Below are 19,464 nucleotides of genomic sequence, written 5' to 3' on the forward strand. Positions count from 1 at the left end.
GCCGAGCCCGGTTGAGGGCGGCACATGCGGACCCAGGTACCGGCAAACCCCCATCAGTGTCAGCGCTACCGGTAGACTGGAAGCAATCCCGCCCCGCTTGTGGGACACACACCGAGCACACCGAGCAACGCTGAGCAAGGCTTACCAACGCAACATGCCGCAGCCGCTCCGGTCACCCGCCGCGAGTTTGGCTTGTGCTGTGCCAGAAAGGGCGCTTCGTGGCCGATTCCGGCAACCCCAACGAGAACATCCCGTCCACCGACGCCGGCGCGCACGACCCGGGTCCGACCTCCTCCTCCGGTTCCCCCGCCGGCGAGGGTTCGCCCGCGTACGACGCCAGCGCCATCACCGTGCTCGAGGGTCTTGACGCGGTCCGCAAGCGACCCGGCATGTACATCGGCTCGACCGGTGAGCGCGGTCTGCACCACCTGGTGTACGAGGTCGTGGACAACTCCGTCGACGAGGCGCTGGCCGGTCACGCGGACACCATCGACGTCACGATCCTCGCCGACGGCGGCGTCCGGGTCGTCGACAACGGCCGAGGCATCCCGGTGGGCATCGTCCCCTCCGAGGGCAAGCCGGCCGTGGAGGTCGTGCTGACGGTCCTGCACGCGGGCGGGAAGTTCGGCGGGGGCGGCTACGCGGTCTCCGGCGGTCTGCACGGCGTGGGCGTCTCCGTGGTGAACGCGCTGTCGACCAAGGTCGCCGTCGAGGTGCGGACGGACGGGTACCGCTGGACGCAGGACTACAAGCTCGGTGTGCCGACGGCCCCGCTCGTCAAGAACGAGGCGACGGAGGAGACCGGCACGTCGGTGACCTTCTGGGCCGACGGCGACATCTTCGAGACGACCGAGTACTCCTTCGAGACGCTCTCGCGCCGCTTCCAGGAGATGGCGTTCCTCAACAAGGGCCTGACGATCAGGCTCACGGACGAGCGCGAGTCGGCCAAGGCCACCAGCGGGGCGGACGAGGCGGGCGCCGACGAGAAGGAAGAGGTCAAGTCCGTCACGTACCACTACGAGGGCGGCATCGTCGACTTCGTGAAGTACCTGAACGCGCGCAAGGGCGAGATCGTCCACCCCTCCGTGATCGACATCGAGGCCGAGGACAAGGACAGGATGCTGTCCCTCGAGGTCGCGATGCAGTGGAACAACGGTTACAGCGAGGGTGTGTACTCCTTCGCCAACACCATCCACACGCATGAGGGCGGTACGCACGAGGAGGGCTTCCGCGCGGCGCTCACCGGTCTGATCAACCGGTACGCGCGCGACAAGAAGCTGCTGCGGGAGAAGGACGACAACCTCACGGGCGACGACATCCGCGAGGGTCTCACCGCGATCATCTCGGTCAAGCTGGGCGAGCCCCAGTTCGAGGGCCAGACGAAGACCAAACTGGGCAACACCGAGGCGAAGACCTTCGTCCAGAAGGTCGTGCACGAGCACCTGACCGACTGGCTGGACCGCAACCCCAACGAGGCCGCGGACATCATCCGCAAGTCGATCCAGGCGGCCACGGCCCGCGTGGCGGCCCGCAAGGCGCGTGACCTGACCCGCCGCAAGGGCCTGCTCGAATCGGCCTCCCTGCCGGGCAAGCTGTCGGACTGCCAGTCGAACGACCCGACCAAGTGCGAGATCTTCATCGTCGAGGGCGACTCCGCCGGCGGCTCGGCCAAGTCCGGCCGGAACCCGGAGTACCAGGCGATCCTCCCGATCCGCGGCAAGATCCTCAACGTCGAGAAGGCGCGGATCGACAAGATCCTGCAGAACCAGGAGATCCAGGCGCTGATCTCCGCCTTCGGCACGGGTGTGCACGAGGACTTCGACATCGAGAAGCTCCGCTATCACAAGATCATTCTGATGGCGGACGCCGACGTCGACGGCCAGCACATCAACACCCTGCTGCTGACCTTCCTGTTCCGCTTCATGCGGCCGCTCGTCGAGGCCGGACACGTGTTCCTCTCCCGTCCCCCGCTGTTCAAGATCAAGTGGGGCCGGGACGACTTCGAGTACGCCTACTCCGACCGCGAGCGCGACGCGCTGATCGAGCTCGGCCGCAACAACGGCAAGCGCGTGCGCGACGACTCGATCCAGCGCTTCAAGGGCCTGGGCGAGATGAACGCCGAGGAGCTGCGGATCACCACCATGGACGTCGACCACCGCGTCCTCGGCCAGGTCACCCTCGACGACGCCGCCCAGGCGGACGACCTCTTCTCCGTCCTCATGGGCGAGGACGTCGAGGCCCGCCGCGCGTTCATCCAGCGCAACGCCAAGGACGTCCGCTTCCTCGACATCTGAGTCGGTCTCAGCTGACCGCACCAGGAAGGATCTTCACCAGCAATGGCCGACGAGAACACTCCCGTCACTCCTGAAGAGGGCGGCGTCATCGCCCAGCGTGTCGAGCCCGTAGGGCTCGAGACGGAGATGCAGCGCTCGTATCTCGACTACGCGATGTCCGTCATCGTCTCGCGTGCGCTGCCCGACGTGCGGGACGGGCTCAAGCCCGTCCACCGCCGCGTGCTGTACGCGATGTACGACGGCGGCTACCGCCCCGAGCGCGGCTTCTACAAGTGCGCCCGCGTCGTCGGCGACGTCATGGGCAACTACCACCCGCACGGCGACTCCTCGATCTACGACGCGCTGGTCCGCCTCGCGCAGCCGTGGTCGATGCGGATGCCGCTGGTGGACTCCAACGGCAACTTCGGCTCCCCGGGCAACGACCCGGCGGCGGCCATGCGGTACACCGAGTGCAAGATGGCGCCGCTGTCGATGGAGATGGTCCGCGACATCGACGAGGAGACCGTCGACTTCACGGACAACTACGACGGCCGCTCCCAGGAGCCGACCGTCCTGCCCTCCCGCTTCCCGAACCTGCTGATCAACGGCTCGGCGGGCATCGCGGTCGGCATGGCCACCAACATCCCGCCGCACAACCTGCGCGAGGTCGCGGCCGGCGCCCAGTGGTGCCTGGAGCACCCGGAGGCCCCCCAGGAGGAGCTCCTGGAGGCGCTGATCGAACGCATCAAGGGTCCCGACTTCCCGACCGGCGCCCTGGTGGTGGGCCGCAAGGGCATCGAGGAGGCGTACCGCACGGGCCGCGGCTCGATCACCATGCGCGCGGTGGTCGCGGTCGAGGAGATCCAGAACCGCCAGTGCCTGGTGGTCACCGAGCTGCCCTACCAGACCAACCCGGACAACCTCGCGCAGAAGATCGCCGACCTGGTGAAGGACGGCAAGGTCGGCGGCATCGCCGACGTCCGCGACGAGACGTCCTCCCGCACCGGCCAGCGCCTGGTCATCGTCCTCAAGCGGGACGCGGTCGCCAAGGTCGTCCTGAACAACCTGTACAAGCACACCGACCTGCAGACCAACTTCGGCGCCAACATGCTGGCCCTGGTCGACGGTGTGCCGCGCACGCTCTCCCTGGACGCGTTCATCCGCCACTGGGTGACGCACCAGATCGAGGTCGTCGTCCGCCGGACGCGCTTCCGGCTGCGCAAGGCCGAGGAGCGGGCGCACATCCTGCGCGGTCTGCTCAAGGCGCTGGACGCGATCGACGAGGTCATCGCGCTGATCCGGCGCAGCGACACCGTCGAGATCGCGCGCGGCGGCCTGATGGGCCTCCTGGAGATCGACGAGATCCAGGCCAACGCCATCCTGGAGATGCAGCTCCGCCGGCTGGCCGCCCTGGAGCGCCAGAAGATCGTCCAGGAGCACGACGAGCTCCAGGCCAAGATCACCGAGTACAACGAGATCCTCGCCTCGCCGGTCCGCCAGCGCGGCATCGTCAGCGCGGAGCTCGCCGCGATCGTCGAGAAGTACGGCGACGACCGGCAGACCAAGCTGGTGCCCTACGACGGCGACATGTCCATCGAGGACCTGATCGCCGAGGAGGACATCGTCGTCACGGTCACCCGCGGCGGCTACGTCAAGCGGACCAAGACCGACGACTACCGGGCCCAGAAGCGCGGCGGCAAGGGGGTGCGCGGAGCGAAGCTGAAGGAGGACGACATCGTCGACCACTTCTTCGTCTCCACCACGCACCACTGGCTGCTGTTCTTCACCAACAAGGGCCGCGTCTACCGGGCCAAGGCCTACGAGCTGCCCGACGCCGGGCGCGACGCGCGCGGGCAGCACGTGGCGAACCTGCTGGCCTTCCAGCCGGACGAGGCGATCGCCGAGATCCTCGCGATCCGTGACTACGACGCCGCGCCCTACCTGGTGCTCGCCACCAAGGGCGGTCTGGTCAAGAAGACGCCTCTGAAGGATTACGATTCGCCGCGTTCCGGTGGCGTCATCGCGATCAATCTGCGTGAGCGCGAGGACGGAAGCGACGACGAACTGATCGGGGCCGAACTCGTCTCCTCCGACGACGATCTGCTGCTGATCAGCAAGAAGGCCCAGTCGATCAGGTTCACCGCGACGGACGAATCGCTGCGGCCCATGGGCCGGGCGACCTCCGGTGTCAAGGGCATGAGCTTCCGCGAGGGCGACGCGCTGCTCTCGATGAATGTTGTCCGACCCGGTACGTTCGTGTTCACTGCCACGGACGGCGGGTATGCGAAGCGAACCCCCGTGGACGAGTACCGCGTTCAGGGACGCGGCGGTCTCGGCATCAAGGCCGCCAAGATCGTCGAGGACCGGGGGGAGCTCGTCGGCGCGCTGGTGGTCGAGGAGACCGACGAGATCCTCGCCATCTCGCTGTCCGGCGGTGTGATTCGCACGCGAGTCAGCGGGGTCAGGGAGACGGGCCGTGACACCATGGGTGTCCAACTGATCAACCTGGGCAAGCGCGATGCCGTCGTCGGCATCGCTCGCAACGCCGAGGCGGGACGTGAGGCGGAGGAGGTCGACGGCGACGTGGCCGTCGACGAGACCGCCGAGGGTGCCGCGACCACCGGCACGGACGAGGGCGAGGCGCCCTCGGCCGAGTAGCACGAGGAGTGAGCATCGTGAGCGGAGCCACGGGCGCCGGCTCGACCGGTACCCCTACGGGTACGGAAACGGACGGCGGCGGCCGTGGCTCCGCCGCGGATGCGAGAAACTCCCACGACACGCATGGACCCCAGGGGGGAACTGTGACGGAAACCCGGGGGCCGGGGACCCAGCCGTACGCCGGCGACGCCGGCAAGGGGAAGGGCCGGCCCGAGGGCGCCCGCGGCGCCGCGGAGCAGCCCGCTCCCGGCTCGCCGCTGCCGGGGGAACGGCAGCCGCAGCAGGGCGCCGGGGGCCCCTACCACCCCCCGCAGGCCTACCAGACGCCCCCGGCGGGCGTCGTGCGCCGCCCGCGCACCGGCGCGAGCACCGCGCCGCGCACCCGCAAGGCGCGCCTGCGCGTGGCGAAGGCCGACCCCTGGTCGGTGATGAAGGTCAGCTTCCTGCTCTCCATCGCGTTGGGCATCTGCACGATCGTCGCCTCGGCGGTGCTGTGGATGGTCATGGACGCGATGGGCGTCTTCTCCACGGTCGGCGGCACGATCTCCGAGGCCACCGGCTCGAACGAGTCGAACGGCTTCGACCTCCAGGCCTACCTGTCGCTGCCGCACGTCCTGCTGTTCGCGGCGATCATCGCGGTCATCGACGTCGTCCTCGCGACGGCGCTGGCCACGCTGGGCGCCTTCATCTACAACCTCTCGGCGGGCTTCGTCGGCGGCATCGAGCTGACGCTGGCCGAGGACGAGTAGCCGTGACGTACCCCCACGTCCGCGCTGCGGGGCGGTCCCGGACAACGGATTTTGGGACTGCCCACGTCGTGCGCTAATCTTCAGGAGTCAGCGCGCGGCACACCACCGCAGAGCGCGGCGGGGCTATAGCTCAGTTGGTTAGAGCGCATCCCTGATAAGGATGAGGCCACAGGTTCAAATCCTGTTAGCCCCACCAGTATGAAGACCCCCAGTCGGCAACGGCTGGGGGTCTTTGGCATCTACGGCGGACATCAACGGCGGCGATCAGCCGATGAGCGGGTCTTCCAGGAGCTCGGCGAGCATGCCCACCGCTTCGCGCTCACTGTCGCCCACGACGTGCGTGTACACGTCCATGGTCATGCTGATCTGACTGTGTCGGAGGGATCGCCTGAGCGACCTTGGGACGCACCTTGAGGAAGGCCGGCAGGGTCCCGCACATGTGTCGGGCGAGGCGGACCGTGATCCGGCGGACGCCGGCCCGCTTCACGAGCCGATCGAGCGTGGTGGGCTCCCATCCCGTCCACCGTCGCCCCAGGCAGAGCCGAGCAGACGCGGCCCAGGGCGTCCAGGTCGTTCGTACAGTGGCGCGCTCCACCTGGACGCCATGAACCATGCCTGCTCCACGGTGTGTGGGTCCACGGCGGACGGGATGGGAGCCGGGGAGGGTTGTGGTTCGGCGGACGCGGCTGACGTCGGCGCTTCAGTTCTCGGACGAGTCTGCTTCGGCGTGTTCGGCAAAGACCTCGCGTGCCACGGCGTAGCTGTCAAACGCGCGAGCGACACCCGCGTAGACGGCCATCTGGATGAAGGCTTCGACGATCTCCTCTTTGGTCACGCCATTGTGCAGAGCGATACGCAGCTGGCCCCGGAGCGGCTCGAGGATGCCCAGGCTCGCCGTAATGGTGACCGAGATGAGTGCGCGGGTGCGGAGGTCGAGGTGCTCCCTGCGAGTCCATGCGTCATTGAAGGCGTGTTCGGTCGCGATCCGTGTGAAGTCGTAGGCGTTGTCAGGTTCCGTCGGCCCAGGATCGACATACGGCGCCAGGCTGAAACCAAGGATCTTCTCGGCGTTGTTCAGAGCGCGCGTGTAGTCAGCGTCGTGTTCCGTCATGGCGCCATTCTGCGCGCTGCCGACCCAAGAGCATTGGACCGGCACGACGCTCGAATTAGTCCACTATGTTGGGTTTTCCAAGCGTCCCTTTTCGCTGACACCAGTACCTGACACCAACAAGGCTGGACAGCAACAGACACCGCCGAACCTCGACGGACAGCCGGTCAAGGCGGGAGACGAGTTGGCCGACGTTCAGGGGCGCCATGATCGACCTGATGAGGATGAGGCCACAGGTTCACATCTGCTCGACGCGGTCGGGGTGCCGCGCTGTTGAGGGCGGAAAACGGAACGCGAAGACCCCCGACCGGCGTGGTCGGGGTCTTCGCGGGGCTGTGCGGTTGTGGGTGGGGCGGGTGGTGCTGGAGGGGCTTGGGGGTGGCGGCGGGGCGGGGGCCTCAGCGCTGCAGGGGGTGACGGGGGCGGACGGGCGGGGCGGCGGCCGCCGGCGGGGCCGCGTGGGCGGCGGGGGGTTCCGCGGAGCGGAGGGCCGTGGAGGCATCCGCCTCGCCGGTGTCGCAGGCGGTGTCGTCGGAGGCCGTGTCGTCGGTGGGGCGGCGGTGGCGGCAGGACGGGGAGGAGCCGTGGGCCTCGGCGCGGATGCGTTGCTTCATCGTGGGGGGCAGTGACCTGTCCCAGGCCTTGGGCGGGAGCGCCGTCTGCGGGGCCGGGGCGAGGGCCGTCGTGGCGCCGGTGTTGCGGGCCGGCTCGTTCCGGGGTACGGACGCGGCGGCGGTCGTCGTGATCAGTCCGAGGGTCGTGCACAGCGCCAGGAAGGCGGTGACGACGGCGGTCCACAGCTTCAAGACCGTGGTGCGGGCCATGGCCCCTCACTTTCGGGTCGAGCGATTTGCGTACTTTGCCCATGATGTGTATGCGGATCGCGAAGTGGGGGACCGACGCCCGTGGCGCGTTGATCGTCGGATGAACACCACCCGTTCGGCGGCGCGGAGACCGGAATGTTCCTCAAGAGGCGGGAAAGGGACCAGATATGGGCGGCCGATGCAGGTCACCGATCGATATCGGTCGGTGTGTATAGTCGGGCGCCAGAGGTCCCCTACGTCAAGGAAAGACGAGGTCGCGCGGTGAAGAAGCTTCTCCTGGTCGCACTGGCCGCCATCGGCGGGCTCCTCGTGTACCGCCAGATCCAGGCGGATCGCGCCGAGCAGGATCTGTGGACGGAGGCGACCGACTCCGTGCCCACGGGTTCGTGAGGAGCAGTACCCAGTACTGACCCGCAGCAGTCGTACGACGGACAGCAGTCGTGAACAGGCCCCGACCGCCGACGCGGTCGGGGTTTTGTGCTGTGCGGACGCTGCCGCCGGGAGAGCGTTTCGGCCGCCTGTGCGCGATGCGGGAGCGACCGGTGGTCGCACGGGGCAGGATGGGTGGTGGTCCGGGGCCACGGAGGGGCGCGACGACGAGGGGGCGTGGGATGCGGCGGCGTACGTCGAGGGGACTGCCCGGACGGCCCCCGGTCCGCCGGCGCCCCCTGATGCCCGTCGGCCTGTGCGCGGCCATGACCCTCGCACTGTGCGCGGCGGGACCGTACGCGGCGGCCGGCTCCTCGGCAACGGTCCGACAGACACGGGTGGTTGACGCTGCTCCGGAGGACGCGGCGGACGGTTCGTACCCGTACGCCTTCGGGGCGGACGACGAGGAGGTCGAGGGCGCCGCCGACACCGCGGACGCCGCCTCGCTGGACCCCGGCGGCACCTACCGCAGCACCCTGCCCGAGGGCGCCGTGCTCTCCTACCGTCTCGACCTCGACGCCACCGCGAACGCCTACGTCTCCGCCACCGCCGTCCCCCGGCCCGGCGCCCGGGTCGCCGCGGCGGACGGTCTGCGGGTCTCCGTGCGGGACGCCGAGGGGCACGTCTGCTCCACCGGCACCGCGCACTTCGGTCCCACCCGCAGCCCCCGCCCCGTCGCCGCCTGGGCCGGGCGGGAGACCGGTGAGGGCGGCTCGTACCTGTGCCGGGGGGCCGGGACGTACTACGCGCTCGTCGAGCGGCGCGGCGCGTCCGGGGCCGCCGGTGCCTCGTCCTCCCCGGACGACTGGGACCTCGAACTCGACTACGTGACCGAGCCCGCCGCCCGCGGAACCGGCGAGTCCGCGCCCGGGAACTGGAACTCCGCCGCCCCCGCACCCGTGTCCGGCGACCCGGTGCGGCGGTCGGGCGGCGCCGGGTTCGCCGAGGCCCGCGCCCTCGACCAGGGGGTGTGGAAGGACGCCGTACGGCCCGGGCAGACGCTGTTCTACAAGGTGCCCGTCGACTGGGGGCAGCAGTTCTACGCCACCGCCGAACTCCAGGGCGGTACCGGTGGCGACGCCGGCTTCCTGGGCACGGCGCTCACGATGTGCCTGTACAACCCCGCGCGCGGTCCGGTCGACGAGGCGGAGGCCGGTTACGGCGGTGAGCGGGCCACGGCCGCGCTGCGCCCCCTGCCGCCGGTCGCCCACGAGAACCGGTACGCCTCCGTGGACCGGGTGGGCGCGATGCGGTTCGCGGGCTGGTACTACCTGGCGGTGCACCTCGGCACCCCGGTCGGTGACCGGTTCGGCGCGGGACCGTACGGGCTGACCCTGCGGATACGGGTGAGCGGCGAGGCCCGTCCGGGGCCCGTGTACACGGGGCGCTCCGCGCCGTCCGGCGTCTTCGAGGTCGGCGCCCGGACGCGCGGGGAGGCGGAGGACGGAACGGGGAACGGGACGGACGGCAGCGGCCGTGGTGCGGGCAGCCGCCCGATGAAGCTGCTCGCCGCGGGGGGACTGGGCACGGGCAGTCTGCTGCTTCTGTGGCTCGGGCTGTGGACCCTGCTGAGTCGCCGCCGCCGGCCGGCGCGTACGGGCTGACCGGCACGGGCGCGTCCGCCCCCGCACCGGCGGCGGATCAGATCCGGGTCAGCGCCCAGAAGCCGACCGCGTAGCAGACGAGTGCGAGGAGCAGCACCGGCACGGCTATCCGCGCGGGCGGGCCCGGACGGCGGGCCGCGCGCCGGCCGTGCCGCACGGAGCCCCGGGCCGCCGGGGCGCTCGGTACGGTGCTGGGGGCGCCGAGCACGAGGCCGTGCGCCTGGTGCACGCGCACCGCGCCGCTCGCGGGCCCGGGCGCCGTGCCGTGGAGCGGGGGGACGTACGCGGGGGCGGGTGCCGGGTGCCGGGGCGCGGGTTCCGGCGCGTACGGCCGGGGCTGTGGGGGAGGGAGGTGGAAGCTTCCGGTGTCCGACATGCCGTCCGGTGGCGGCGGCTGTGAGGGCTGTGGCTGCGGGGACTGTGGCGGGGGCGTCGGGTCGGGCGCCTCGGCGGGAGGCGGGGGCACCTGCCGCGCGGCCGCGTCCGGCGCGGTCGGCGGTGGAGTGGCCGGGTCCGCCGCGCCGGGGGCGGGCAGCGGGGGCGGCGGGAGGGACGGCAGGGGCGGCACGAGCGGCCGGGCGGGCGCCGGGGCGCTCGCGGTGGTGCCCGGAGCGCTCGCGGTGGGCCCCGGGCCGCCCACGCCGGGTGTCGCGCCGAGAGCGCCGGATCCGGAAGCGTGCACGCCGGAAGCGCTCACGCCAAAAGCCGAACGGCCGGTTCCCGGACCCGAGTCGGTGCCGCTCCCCGGCCCGCCGCCGAAGCGGTCGCTCCCCGGCCCGCCGCCGAAGCCGCCGTTCCCGGGCCCGCCGGCAGAGCCGCCGTTCCCGGGCCTCTCGCTCCCGCTCGTGGGCGTGCCGCCGCCGAGGTGTTCCGGTCGGCCCGCCGATGTGCGCCCGGGCGGCAGCACCGCCTGTCGCGTCGGTCCCTGGGGCCCGAATCCCTCCGGCAGGGGCCCCAGTTGGTCGAAGATCTCGATCCGCTCGTCGGGGTCGTCCTCGCCGGGCGCGGGCAGCAGCTCCACGGCCGCCGCGAGTGCCTTGCGCGCCCCCGTGGCCGTGCGGAACCGTGCCGAGGGGTCGGGCTGGAGGAGGCCCGCCACGACCTGCCAGAGGGGGTCGGGGACGCCCCGGGGGGCGCGTGGGGTGCCGTGCGCCGTGAAGAGGTCCACCAGCGCCTGGGCATCGGGTTTGGCGCCCTGGAGGAGGTACAGCGCGACCAGGCCGACGGCGAACAGGTCGGCGGGGAAGTCGGGTTCGCTGCCCAGGACCTGCTCGGGCGCGAGGTAGCCCGGAGTGCCGACGACGTAGTCCGTCTCCGTCAGCCGGGGCTCGCCGAGCCGCATCGCGATGCCGAAGTCGGACAGCCGCAGCCGGGGGCGGCCGGTGCCGGTCGCCTCCAGCAGGATGTTGGCGGGCTTGATGTCGCGGTGGATGACGTCCTCGGCGTGCACCGCCGCCAGCCCGGACAGGAGCTGGTCCAGCAGGGTGCAGACGAACGCGGGCGGCAGCGGGCCGTAGTCGCCCACGAGGTGGACGAGGGAGCCGCCGGCGACGAGGTCCATGGTGAACAGGACCTTGTCGTCGTCCGCGGCCCAGCTCGCCGGGGCGAGGACGTGCGGGTGGTCGATGCGCAGCGCCTGCTCGCGCACGAAGCGCAGCAGCGCGTGGGCATCGCGCTGCTGCAGCACCTTGGCGGCCACGTACCGGCGCCGCCGGTGGTCCCAGGCGCGCCAGACCGCGCCGACTCCCCCGCGGCCGATCGGGTCGGCCAGTTCGTACCGTCCCGCGAAGACCTCACCCATGACTGCGCGACGTGCTCCCTTCGGCCCGGCCCGCCGTCGGCGTGGCGGCCGGGCCGACGGTGTCAGTTCTGATGGGACTGGTAGTGGGCGACCGCGTCGGAGGTGCGTCCGGCGCCGTACACCCGGAGGAACTCTGCCAGTTCGGGGTGGGTCGGGGCGAGGGTGTCGGCCGCTTCTATGATGTCGCCGGCGGCGGCCACCGAGCGCAGCAGCGACTGGATCTCGCGCACCACCCGCTTGACCGTGGGAGCACCCGAACCACTCCTCGACTGTGTGGTGTTGCTGAGCACGGAGCCCCCCTGTGACTTCTTGATCTCCTCCATCCGCTCGGTCGCCTCCGCGGCGCTCACGCTGCCGTCCACGACCTGCCCCGCCAGGTCCTGCAGGAGCTGCACCCGCTGGACCACCGCCGGATTGCCGATCTTGGCCCGCTGACCGCTCATCAGCTGCGAGAGCATCGGTGCGGACAGGCCCAGTACGCCCGCGAGCCGTGCCTGGTTGAGACCGAGATCGTCGATGAGCCTACGGAAGAGCGCCCCCAACGGCTCTCCGTACCAATTCCGCTGAAGCTCCCGCGCTCTGGCGGTGGCTTCTTGTTGTGCGGCGTCCATTGCGTCTCCCCATCGCGCTTCCCCACGGACTGCGGTTCGCTACAGCGAACCACGTCGAGCATCTTACGGAGCGTGGTCGTTCCCGGGGACCCCCCTCTTTTTGCGAGATACCCGGGGTGACCCGGTACTCTGGTCCCCGGCGGCCGTCGGCGAGTGTGATCCGGCAGCCGGTCGCCACCCCTCCGGGGCCTTAGCTCAGTTGGTAGAGCGCTGTCTTTGCATGGCAGATGTCAGGGGTTCGACTCCCCTAGGCTCCACACCCGGCACCGGCCGGCCGCCCTCACGGGTGGCCGGCCGGTGCTTTCGTTCCCGCGCGGGCACCTCCCGCGAACACTGTTTGCTTTCTTTGCGCAAAGTAGTGCAAGCGTCAACGGAGGCCGACCGGTCGGTCTGCGCGGTGCGCGAGGCGCGGCGATCGCACCGGGGTCCGGGTCCCGGTGCGTGAGCTGGATCAACGCGAGGCGCGTAACCAGAAGGGAGCGCTCCGTTAGTGGGGTCTCTGTGGAACTCGCGCACTTGGGGCGTTGCAAACGTCATCACGCAGGGCGGGCGTAAACGGTCCCCGCCCGGGCGCTGTTTCACGTGAAACGACGACAGGGGTGCGGGGCGGAGACCAGGAAGTCTCCGCCCCGCACCCCTGTCGGGCGGGGGGTCGGGGCCGGATCACGGTCGGTCGTCGTGGTCCGCCGACTCGTCCTCCGCCTGCTTGGCCTGGACCTCGGGGTCCAACACGGACGCGCCGCTGCCGTCGACCGCCGTCAGCGGTCCACCGGCCGGCACCTCGGTCGCGGCGGGCGGCTCGACCAGCCAGTCGGGGTTGGCCTGCTTGTCCCACCACTTCCAGGCGGCCACCGCTCCTCCGGCCAGGACGCCCGCCACCAGCAGACCCTTGGCCAGCCGTCCGGCGCGGGAGCGCCGCTGCTGCCTGCGGACCAGCCGCTGGACGTCCTTGGCCGACACCTGGCCGCGCAGGGCGGCCAGGGCCGCGACGGAACGGGCGGCGGCCTCCTCGCGCACGGGTCCGGCGGCGGCCACCGCCTGCTCGATGCGCGGCCGCGAGTAGTCGGCGGCCTGCCGGGCGGCCTTGCGGGTACGCGCGGCGGCCTCCTGTGCTGCCTGGTCGACCTTCGGCGGCACATGGGTCAGGGCCTGTTCGAGACGGGGCGCGAGCTGGGCCTTGTACTGGACGCGGGCCTGTTCGGCGGCTTGCGAGACCTTCGGCGCGAGCCGTACGCGGGCCTCGGTCGCGTAGTGCGCGGCCTTGACCTTGGCCGTGTCGGCGTAGGGCGCCACCACTTCCGCGGCGTGCAGCACGCTGTCCTTCGCCGAACCGGTCGCGGCGCGCACGCTGTCGATGCGGGTCACGGGTTCCTCCTCCTCGGTGGCGTACGGTAATTCGACTTTCCACCCTTTTACGGATCATGCCTGTGCGGGGGGCACCAGGCATGCGAGGAGGGGCATCCGGGTCACGCAGGACGGCGGAGGACCGACGGAGAGACGGCGGAGAGCCGGTGGCGAGTCGGCGGGAGACGGCCGGGACGGCGTACGCGGTGCAGCGGACGTGCGAGGATCGGACGTGCACAGGAAGACAACGGAAGGCACATCGTGGCCGAGCAGCTCTACGCCACCTTGAGGACCAGCCTCGGCGACATCGAGGTCCGGCTGCTGCCGAACCACGCGCCCCGGACGGTGCGGAACTTCGTCGAACTCGCCACCGGGGAGCGGGAGTGGACCAACCCCGCCACCGGCGAGAAGTCGAAGGACCGGCTCTACGACGGCACCGTCTTCCACCGTGTGATGAGCGGGTTCATGATCCAGGGCGGTGATCCCCTGGGCAACGGCACCGGCGACCCCGGCTACCAGTTCGACGACGAGTTCCACCCGGACCTGTCGTTCAACAAGCCGTATCTGCTGGCCATGGCCAACGCCGGGCCGAACACCAACGGCTCCCAGTTCTTCATCACGGTGTCGCCGACGACCTGGCTGACCCGCAAGCACACCATCTTCGGCGAGGTCGCGGGCCCGGCGGGGCAGAAGGTCGTGGACGCCATCGCCCTGGTTCCGGTCAACCCGCGTACCAACCGCCCGGTCGAGGACGTCGTCCTGGAGACCGTCCTCGTGGAGACCCGCTCGTCCTGACATCCTCGGTACTCGGCACGGCGGGCACGGCGGTACCCGGCAGGCGGCACGGCGGTACCCGGCACGGCCGGGCAGACACCGGGGAACCAAGCGCCCCGCCCGTCCGTAGAGTGCGTAGGGCTCCGCGATCCCTGGGGACCACGGGGCGGGGCACGCCCTCGTACGGGCGAGGTCGGACCAGGCCGGACGAGGACGGACGAAGAAGAAGGGGACCGGTATGGATCAGACGCCAGGCAGCCCGCGGGGACCGCGCGAGGAGAACCCGCACGGCTCGTCGGACCTGCCCGTCTGCTACCGGCATCCCGAGCGCGAGACCGGGATCCGCTGCACCCGCTGCGAGCGCCCGATCTGCCCCGAGTGCATGGTCGACGCCTCCGTGGGCTTCCAGTGCCCGGACTGCGTGAGCCGCGGTTCCGGCACCGGTCACCCGCACGCGGTCGCCCGCCCCCGCACCCTCGCGGGCGGCACGGTCACCGCCGACCCGAACCTGGTCACCAAGGTGCTGATCGGGCTCAATCTCGCCCTCTTCCTGGTCCAGCTCAGTCTCGGGGACGACTTCACCCGCCGCTTCGAACTGCTCGGCAGGGCTTCGTACACCGGCTTCAGTCCGCTGGAGGGCGTCGCGGAGGGCCAGTACTACCGGCTGCTGACCGCGATGTTCCTGCACGGCGGCTACGCGCACATCATCTTCAACATGCTGTCCCTGTGGTGGCTCGGCGCTCCGCTGGAGAAGGCCCTCGGCCGCGCCCGGTTCCTCGCGCTCTACCTGGTCTCGGGACTGGCCGGCAGCGCGCTCAGCTATCTCCTCGCCGCGGCCAACCAGCCCTCCCTCGGCGCCTCGGGCGCGATCTTCGGGCTGTTCGGCGCCACCGCGGTCCTCGTCCGCCGGCTCAACTACGACATGCGCCCGGTGATCGCCCTGCTGGTGATCAACCTCGTGCTCACGTTCGGCTGGAGCGGCATCGCCTGGGAGGCGCACATCGGCGGTCTGGTGGCCGGTGTGATGATCGGTTACGCCATGGTCCACGCACCGCGTGAGCGCCGGGCGCTGGTGCAGTACGGCACCTGCGCGCTGGTGCTGGCGGTCGTCGTCGTCATGACGGTGGTCAGAACTCTGCAGCTCACCTGAGCTGTCGCCGCCCCTCGGACGGGAAGCGCACAAGGACGACGGAGGCGGGTTGTACCCAGCCTTGTCCACAGCGAGTGGTGATTCCTGTGCGGTCCGTGGAGAACAACCGCGCCCCCTGTTACCGAACGGAGTTTCCGCAGGTGAGCCAGGGGGCGAACAGGTTTCCGGCTTCCGGTGTGTCTGTCACACCGGCGTCAACCGCCGAGGAGTTATCCACAGATCGTCGTTCTTTTTCCACTGGTCATCGAACCTGTGGAAAACTCTGTGGACAACCTCACTTCCACTGGGTGGAGACGCCGAACCCGGCGGCGATGAACCCGAAGCCCACCACGATGTTCCAGTTGTCGAGGGCGTCGATCGGCAGCGACCCGTCGGTCACGTAGAAGACGACGATCCAGGCCAGGCCGATGACGAACATGGCCAGCATGACGGGGGCGACCCAGCTGCGGTTGGTCAGCTTGATGCCGGTGGCCTGCCTCGACGACGGCGGCGGCGTGTAGTCGGCCTTCTTGCGGATACGTGACTTCGGCACGAGGGTCTCTCCTGTCGATGCGCTGCGTGGCCGCGCAGGGAACTGGGGGCAGGTCCGGAGAGCGTACAAGGGGACGTACAAGGCCACCCCGACGCTCCCCCGGGCGTCCGTTAGCGTAGTGCTTCCATGGCGTCCAAGGAGATAAGGGTACGTTGAGCAATTCGGCCGACTCCCCCGAATCCGGTTCCGGCACCCCCGGAACGGGCCCCTCCGCGCCCCTCGCGCCCTCCGGGAGCTCCGCGGACCCCGCTCCCGCCGCCCGCCCGCGCCGCTTCCCCCCGGCCCGCGTGCTCACGGTGGGCGTCTTCGCGCTCGCCGGGCTCCTCTTCTTCACCAGCTTCAACACGGCCAAGGGCACCAACATCCGCACCGACGCCTCCCTGCTGAAGCTCTCCGACCTCATCCAGGAGCGCAGCCAGAAGAACGGACGCCTCGACGAGTCCAACGGCAGCCTGCGCGAGGACGTCGAGTCCCTCGCCAAGCGCACCGCGGGCGGCGACTTCGGCGCGGACGCCGCACGCCTGTCCGCGCTGGAGAAGAACGCCGGGACCCGTCCGCTCAAGGGCGGCGCGGTCACCGTCACCCTCGACGACGCACCGCCCGACGCCACGGCCAAGCTGCCCGGCTATCCCGAGCCGCAGCCCGACTACCTCGTCATCCACCAGCAGGACCTGCAGGCCGTCGTCAACGCGCTGTGGAAGGGCGGGGCGCGGGGGATCAAGGTCATGGACCAGCGGCTGATCGGCACCAGCGCGGTGCGCTGCGTGGGCAACACCCTGATCCTCCAGGGCCGCGTCTACTCGCCCCCCTACAAGATCACCGCGGTCGGCGACCCGGAGAAGCTCCAGAGCGCGCTGGCCGCCTCGCCCGCCATCCAGAACTACATGGTCTACGTCAACGTCTACGGGCTCGGCTGGAAGGTCACCGAGGACGGAAACGTCACGCTGCCCGGCTACACGGGCACGGTGGACCTGCACTACGCCGAGCCCGTGGAGTGACACCGGCCCTCGAAAACCGTGCACGGTGACGGTGAAGTGATCCCCAAGGCCCGGAAACCCGGGGCCCCGCGCCGTTAGTCTGGTCCCGTGCGGCGTGAGTCCGGTGCCGTGACACGAGGGAAGGGACGGCATGTACGGCTGGATCTGGCGGCATCTGCCGGGGAACGCGTGGGTGAGGGCGTTCCTCTCGCTCGTACTGATTCTGGCCGTGGTCTACGTCCTCTTCCAGTACGTCTTCCCCTGGGCCGAGCCGCTGCTGCCCTTCAACGATGTGACGGTGGACAACCAGTGAGCGCGCGGATTCTCGTCGTCGACAACTACGACAGCTTCGTCTTCAACCTCGTGCAGTACCTGTACCAGCTCGGCGCCGAGTGCGAGGTGCTGCGCAACGACGAGGTGTCCACGGCGTATGCGCATGGGCGCACCTCCCGCTCGAGCGCAACCGGGAGCGGGGGAGGCTTCGACGGCGTGCTGCTCTCGCCCGGTCCCGGCAAGCCCGAGGAGGCCGGGGTGTGCGTGGACATGGTCCGGCACTGCGCGGCCACCGGGGTACCGGTCTTCGGGGTCTGTCTCGGCATGCAGTCGATGCAGGTCGCCTACGGCGGTGTGGTGGGCCGGGCGCCGGAACTGCTGCACGGCAAGACCTCGCTGGTCGCGCACGACGGCATGGGGGTCTTCGCGGGGCTGCCCTCGCCGTTCACCGCGACCCGCTACCACTCGCTGGCGGCCGAGCCGACGACCGTGCCGGCCGCCCTGCAGGTCACCGCCCGTACCGAGGACGGCATCGTGATGGGCCTGCGCCACCGGGAACTCCCCGTCGAGGGCGTGCAGTTCCACCCCGAGTCGGTGCTCACCGAGCACGGCCACCGGATGCTGGCCAACTGGCTGGCGGAATGCGGTGACGAGGCGGCCGTGGCGAGGTCGGCGGGGCTCGCCCCGGTGGTGGGCAGGGCCTCGGCGTGACCGCGCTGCGCCCCGAGCGGGACACCGGCGCCGCGAGCGGCGCCGGCCCGCAGGGTTCCCTCTACGGGGCGGGGCAGCAGCGGTGGTACGGGGACGGGGCCCAGGGCGCCTACGACGGGACGGCACTGCTGCCGCCCTCTTCCGGTTCCGGCGAGGGCGCGGCCGGCCCGGACGGCACGGCCCTCCTGCCGCCCTACCCCGGTGACGCGGCAGCCCCGCCGCCGTCCCACGGCACGGCACCAGGCCCCGGCGGCCCGACCCCGTACGGCGGGCCAGGAGCACGACCAGGACCGGGGCCGGGGCCAGGGCCACTGCCGGGGTCGGCGCCCGGCCCCGGGTACGGATCCGCGGTGCCGGGGCCGGCCGCGCACGGCCGGGCCGCCGGGTATCCGGACCCGGTGGGGTACGCCGGCCACGAGGGCTCGCCGCGCCGGGACGCCCCGGCCGCGTACGGCGGCCCGCTGCCCGCCGAGCAGGGGCCCCTCGCGCCCGGGGGCGCGGCCCCCTACGGGGCGTCGGCCGCCCGTGGCGCACCGGCCGCCCCCGGGACCGCGGACTCCGCGTACGGCGCCCGGAGGGGCGGCCCCGGAGGCGCCCCGCGCAGCAGGCCCGCGCGGCACGGGCGGCCGGTGGACGGATCCTCCGAGTCGCCCGTGGACGGCCGGGCCCGGTCCGGGGCGCCGGAGGCCGAAGCGGGGCCCCCGACGGCCGGGGCGGCCGCGGGAAGCGACGAGACCATGGCGCTCGGGCCCTCCGCCGTCGCCGAGGCGCGCCGGCGGGCCGCCGCCGCGGGCGGACCGGCCGTCGGGAGCCGGGCGGAGCGCCGCAGGGCCGCGAAGCGGCAGGGCCGCCGCGCGGGGCGCGGCACCGCCGGACAGCCGGACACGGACCGCGAGGGCACGGGGGAGGGCACCGCCGCGCCGCTCTCCCGGGTCGAGGCGCGCAGGGCCGCGCGGGCCCGGCGGCCGGGACCGGCCGTGCTGGTGAGCCGGGCCGTCGGCGAACTGTTCATCACCGCCGGTGTGCTGATGCTGCTGTTCGTCACCTACCAGCTCTGGTGGTCGAACGTGCGCGCCCATCAGGAGGCGGGCAGCGCCGCGAAACACCTCCAGCAGGACTGGGCCAGCGGCAAGCGCGCCCCCGGCGTGTTCGAGCCCGGCCAGGGCTTCGCCCTCCTGCACATCCCCAAGCTGGACGTCGTCGCGCCCATCGCCGAGGGCATCAGCAAGACGCACGTGCTCGACAAGGGCATGGTCGGCCACTACGGCGAGGGCACGCTGAAGACGGCGATGCCCGGTGCCAGGACCGGCAACTTCGGGCTCGCCGCCCACCGCAACACCCACGGCGAACCCTTCCGGTACATCAACCGTCTCAAGCCGGGCGACCCGATCGTGGTGGAGACGCAGGACACCTACTACGTGTACAAGATGGCCTCGGTGCTCCCGGTGACCTCGCCCTCGAACACGGCGGTCCTCGACCCCGTCCCGGCGGGTTCGGGCTTCACCAAGGCGGGCCGCTACATCACACTGACCACGTGCACCCCGGAGTTCACCAGCAAGTACCGCCTGGTGGTCTGGGGAAAGATGGTCGAGGAACGGCCGCGCGGTGACGGCAAGCCGGACGCGCTCGTCCGGTAGCCCGTCCAG

General features: G+C 71.2%; 18 protein-coding genes, 2 tRNA genes and 1 pseudogene. 14 read left to right on the forward strand and 7 right to left on the reverse strand.

Translation table 11 applies throughout. From position 1 onward, the window contains the following. Positions 1–194 precede the first annotated feature (194 nt). The 4 genes from gyrB (at position 195) to OHB09_RS16595 (ending at position 5,876) form a co-directional block, all read left to right on the forward strand. A complete protein-coding gene (gene gyrB / locus OHB09_RS16580; RefSeq protein WP_040895875.1) occupies positions 195–2,294 on the forward strand; it encodes a DNA topoisomerase (ATP-hydrolyzing) subunit B in 2,100 nt (699 codons plus the stop codon). Positions 2,295–2,336: 42 nt separating this feature from the next. Continuing rightward, entirely contained in the window at positions 2,337–4,931 is a 2,595-nt protein-coding gene (gene gyrA / locus OHB09_RS16585) for a DNA gyrase subunit A (protein WP_006141288.1), read from the forward strand. Positions 4,932–4,948: 17 nt separating this feature from the next. Beyond that, the gene (locus tag OHB09_RS16590; protein ID WP_328922170.1) at positions 4,949–5,680 is read left to right on the forward strand and encodes a DUF3566 domain-containing protein; all 732 of its coding nucleotides are present in this window, start codon (positions 4,949–4,951) and stop codon (positions 5,678–5,680) included. A 119-nt stretch (positions 5,681–5,799) separates the two neighbouring features. After that, positions 5,800–5,876, forward strand: a tRNA-Ile gene (locus OHB09_RS16595). Positions 5,877–5,944: 68 nt separating this feature from the next. Here the strand turns inward: OHB09_RS16595 and OHB09_RS33375 are convergent. After that, positions 5,945–6,182: pseudogene (locus tag OHB09_RS33375) on the reverse strand (site-specific integrase); the annotation flags it as partial. A 198-nt stretch (positions 6,183–6,380) separates the two neighbouring features. Continuing rightward, positions 6,381–6,791, reverse strand: coding sequence for a carboxymuconolactone decarboxylase family protein (locus tag OHB09_RS16600; RefSeq protein WP_006141286.1), 411 nt, complete (start codon positions 6,789–6,791; stop codon positions 6,381–6,383). Between OHB09_RS16600 and OHB09_RS16605 the strand changes: the two genes are divergently transcribed. Then, positions 6,790–7,065, forward strand: a complete 276-nt coding sequence (locus OHB09_RS16605) for a hypothetical protein (RefSeq protein ID WP_191853951.1) — start codon at positions 6,790–6,792, stop codon at positions 7,063–7,065. The genes OHB09_RS16600 and OHB09_RS16605 overlap by 2 nt on opposite strands. Before the next feature lie 121 nt (positions 7,066–7,186). Here OHB09_RS16605 and OHB09_RS16610 read toward each other — a convergent pair whose 3' ends face one another. Next, positions 7,187–7,612 carry a DUF6344 domain-containing protein gene (locus OHB09_RS16610; protein WP_328922171.1) on the reverse strand — a complete coding sequence of 142 codons (426 nt, stop codon included), beginning with the start codon at positions 7,610–7,612 and terminating at the stop codon, positions 7,187–7,189. Positions 7,613–7,873: 261 nt separating this feature from the next. Between OHB09_RS16610 and OHB09_RS16615 the strand changes: the two genes are divergently transcribed. Further along, positions 7,874–8,002 (forward strand): DLW-39 family protein, encoded by a 129-nt coding sequence (locus OHB09_RS16615; RefSeq protein WP_003999697.1) that lies wholly within the window; start codon positions 7,874–7,876, stop codon positions 8,000–8,002. Positions 8,003–8,379: 377 nt separating this feature from the next. Then, a complete protein-coding gene (locus OHB09_RS16620; RefSeq protein WP_234528682.1) occupies positions 8,380–9,645 on the forward strand; it encodes a hypothetical protein in 1,266 nt (421 codons plus the stop codon). Positions 9,646–9,682: 37 nt separating this feature from the next. On the opposite strand, the gene OHB09_RS16625 is transcribed toward OHB09_RS16620, so the two are convergent. Beyond that, positions 9,683–11,446, reverse strand: coding sequence for a serine/threonine-protein kinase (locus tag OHB09_RS16625; RefSeq protein ID WP_328922172.1), 1,764 nt, complete (start codon positions 11,444–11,446; stop codon positions 9,683–9,685). 62 nt (positions 11,447–11,508) lie between these two features. Next, positions 11,509–12,057 (reverse strand): helix-turn-helix domain-containing protein, encoded by a 549-nt coding sequence (locus tag OHB09_RS16630; RefSeq protein ID WP_328922173.1) that lies wholly within the window; start codon positions 12,055–12,057, stop codon positions 11,509–11,511. A gap of 184 nt (positions 12,058–12,241) precedes the next feature. Here OHB09_RS16630 and OHB09_RS16635 point away from each other — a divergent pair. Further along, positions 12,242–12,314 (forward strand) — tRNA-Ala (locus OHB09_RS16635). Between the two features lie 406 nt (positions 12,315–12,720). Here OHB09_RS16635 and OHB09_RS16640 read toward each other — a convergent pair. Beyond that, positions 12,721–13,422 (reverse strand): DUF5324 family protein, encoded by a 702-nt coding sequence (locus OHB09_RS16640; RefSeq protein ID WP_006141281.1) that lies wholly within the window; start codon positions 13,420–13,422, stop codon positions 12,721–12,723. Positions 13,423–13,662: 240 nt separating this feature from the next. Here OHB09_RS16640 and OHB09_RS16645 point away from each other — a divergent pair, with 240 nt between their 5' ends. Then, a complete protein-coding gene (locus OHB09_RS16645; protein WP_006141280.1) occupies positions 13,663–14,196 on the forward strand; it encodes a peptidylprolyl isomerase in 534 nt (177 codons plus the stop codon). 217 nt (positions 14,197–14,413) lie between these two features. Further along, entirely contained in the window at positions 14,414–15,325 is a 912-nt protein-coding gene (locus OHB09_RS16650) for a rhomboid family intramembrane serine protease (protein WP_191892367.1), read from the forward strand. A gap of 274 nt (positions 15,326–15,599) precedes the next feature. Here the strand turns inward: OHB09_RS16650 and crgA are convergent, their stop codons facing one another. Beyond that, positions 15,600–15,857 (reverse strand): cell division protein CrgA, encoded by a 258-nt coding sequence (gene crgA, locus OHB09_RS16655; RefSeq protein WP_006141278.1) that lies wholly within the window; start codon positions 15,855–15,857, stop codon positions 15,600–15,602. Between the two features lie 152 nt (positions 15,858–16,009). Here crgA and OHB09_RS16660 point away from each other — a divergent pair, with 152 nt between their 5' ends. The 4 genes from OHB09_RS16660 (at position 16,010) to OHB09_RS16675 (ending at position 19,455) form a co-directional block, all read left to right on the forward strand. Beyond that, the gene (locus OHB09_RS16660) at positions 16,010–16,855 is read left to right on the forward strand and encodes a DUF881 domain-containing protein (RefSeq protein WP_093591185.1); all 846 of its coding nucleotides are present in this window, start codon (positions 16,010–16,012) and stop codon (positions 16,853–16,855) included. 130 nt (positions 16,856–16,985) lie between these two features. Continuing rightward, entirely contained in the window at positions 16,986–17,147 is a 162-nt protein-coding gene (locus OHB09_RS16665; protein WP_006141276.1) for a hypothetical protein, read from the forward strand. Next, positions 17,144–17,818, forward strand: coding sequence for an aminodeoxychorismate/anthranilate synthase component II (locus OHB09_RS16670; RefSeq protein ID WP_167793532.1), 675 nt, complete (start codon positions 17,144–17,146; stop codon positions 17,816–17,818). Before OHB09_RS16665 ends, OHB09_RS16670 begins: the two co-directional genes overlap by 4 nt. A 461-nt stretch (positions 17,819–18,279) precedes the next feature. Further along, positions 18,280–19,455: a class E sortase gene (locus tag OHB09_RS16675; RefSeq protein ID WP_381138523.1), complete on the forward strand. Its 1,176-nt coding sequence runs from the start codon at positions 18,280–18,282 to the stop codon at positions 19,453–19,455. The last annotated feature ends 9 nt before the right edge of the window (positions 19,456–19,464 follow it).

The organism is Streptomyces griseoaurantiacus (assembly GCF_036189845.1).
GTDB classification, from domain to species: domain Bacteria; phylum Actinomycetota; class Actinomycetes; order Streptomycetales; family Streptomycetaceae; genus Streptomyces; species Streptomyces griseoaurantiacus.

Excerpts from the sequence above, each read along its gene's own strand:
- OHB09_RS16665 (WP_006141276.1), top strand. The coding sequence starts at position 16,986 with ATGTACGGCTGGATCTGGCGGCATCTGCCGGGGAACGCGTGGGTGAGG.
- gyrA (WP_006141288.1), top strand. The coding sequence starts at position 2,337 with ATGGCCGACGAGAACACTCCCGTCACTCCTGAAGAGGGCGGCGTCATC.
- OHB09_RS16630 (WP_328922173.1), bottom strand. The coding sequence starts at position 12,057 with ATGGACGCCGCACAACAAGAAGCCACCGCCAGAGCGCGGGAGCTTCAG.
- OHB09_RS16625 (WP_328922172.1), bottom strand. The coding sequence starts at position 11,446 with ATGGGTGAGGTCTTCGCGGGACGGTACGAACTGGCCGACCCGATCGGC.
- OHB09_RS16650 (WP_191892367.1), top strand. The coding sequence starts at position 14,414 with ATGGATCAGACGCCAGGCAGCCCGCGGGGACCGCGCGAGGAGAACCCG.
- OHB09_RS16610 (WP_328922171.1), bottom strand. The coding sequence starts at position 7,612 with ATGGCCCGCACCACGGTCTTGAAGCTGTGGACCGCCGTCGTCACCGCC.
- OHB09_RS16605 (WP_191853951.1), top strand. The coding sequence starts at position 6,790 with ATGGCGCCATTCTGCGCGCTGCCGACCCAAGAGCATTGGACCGGCACG.
- OHB09_RS16600 (WP_006141286.1), bottom strand. The coding sequence starts at position 6,791 with ATGACGGAACACGACGCTGACTACACGCGCGCTCTGAACAACGCCGAG.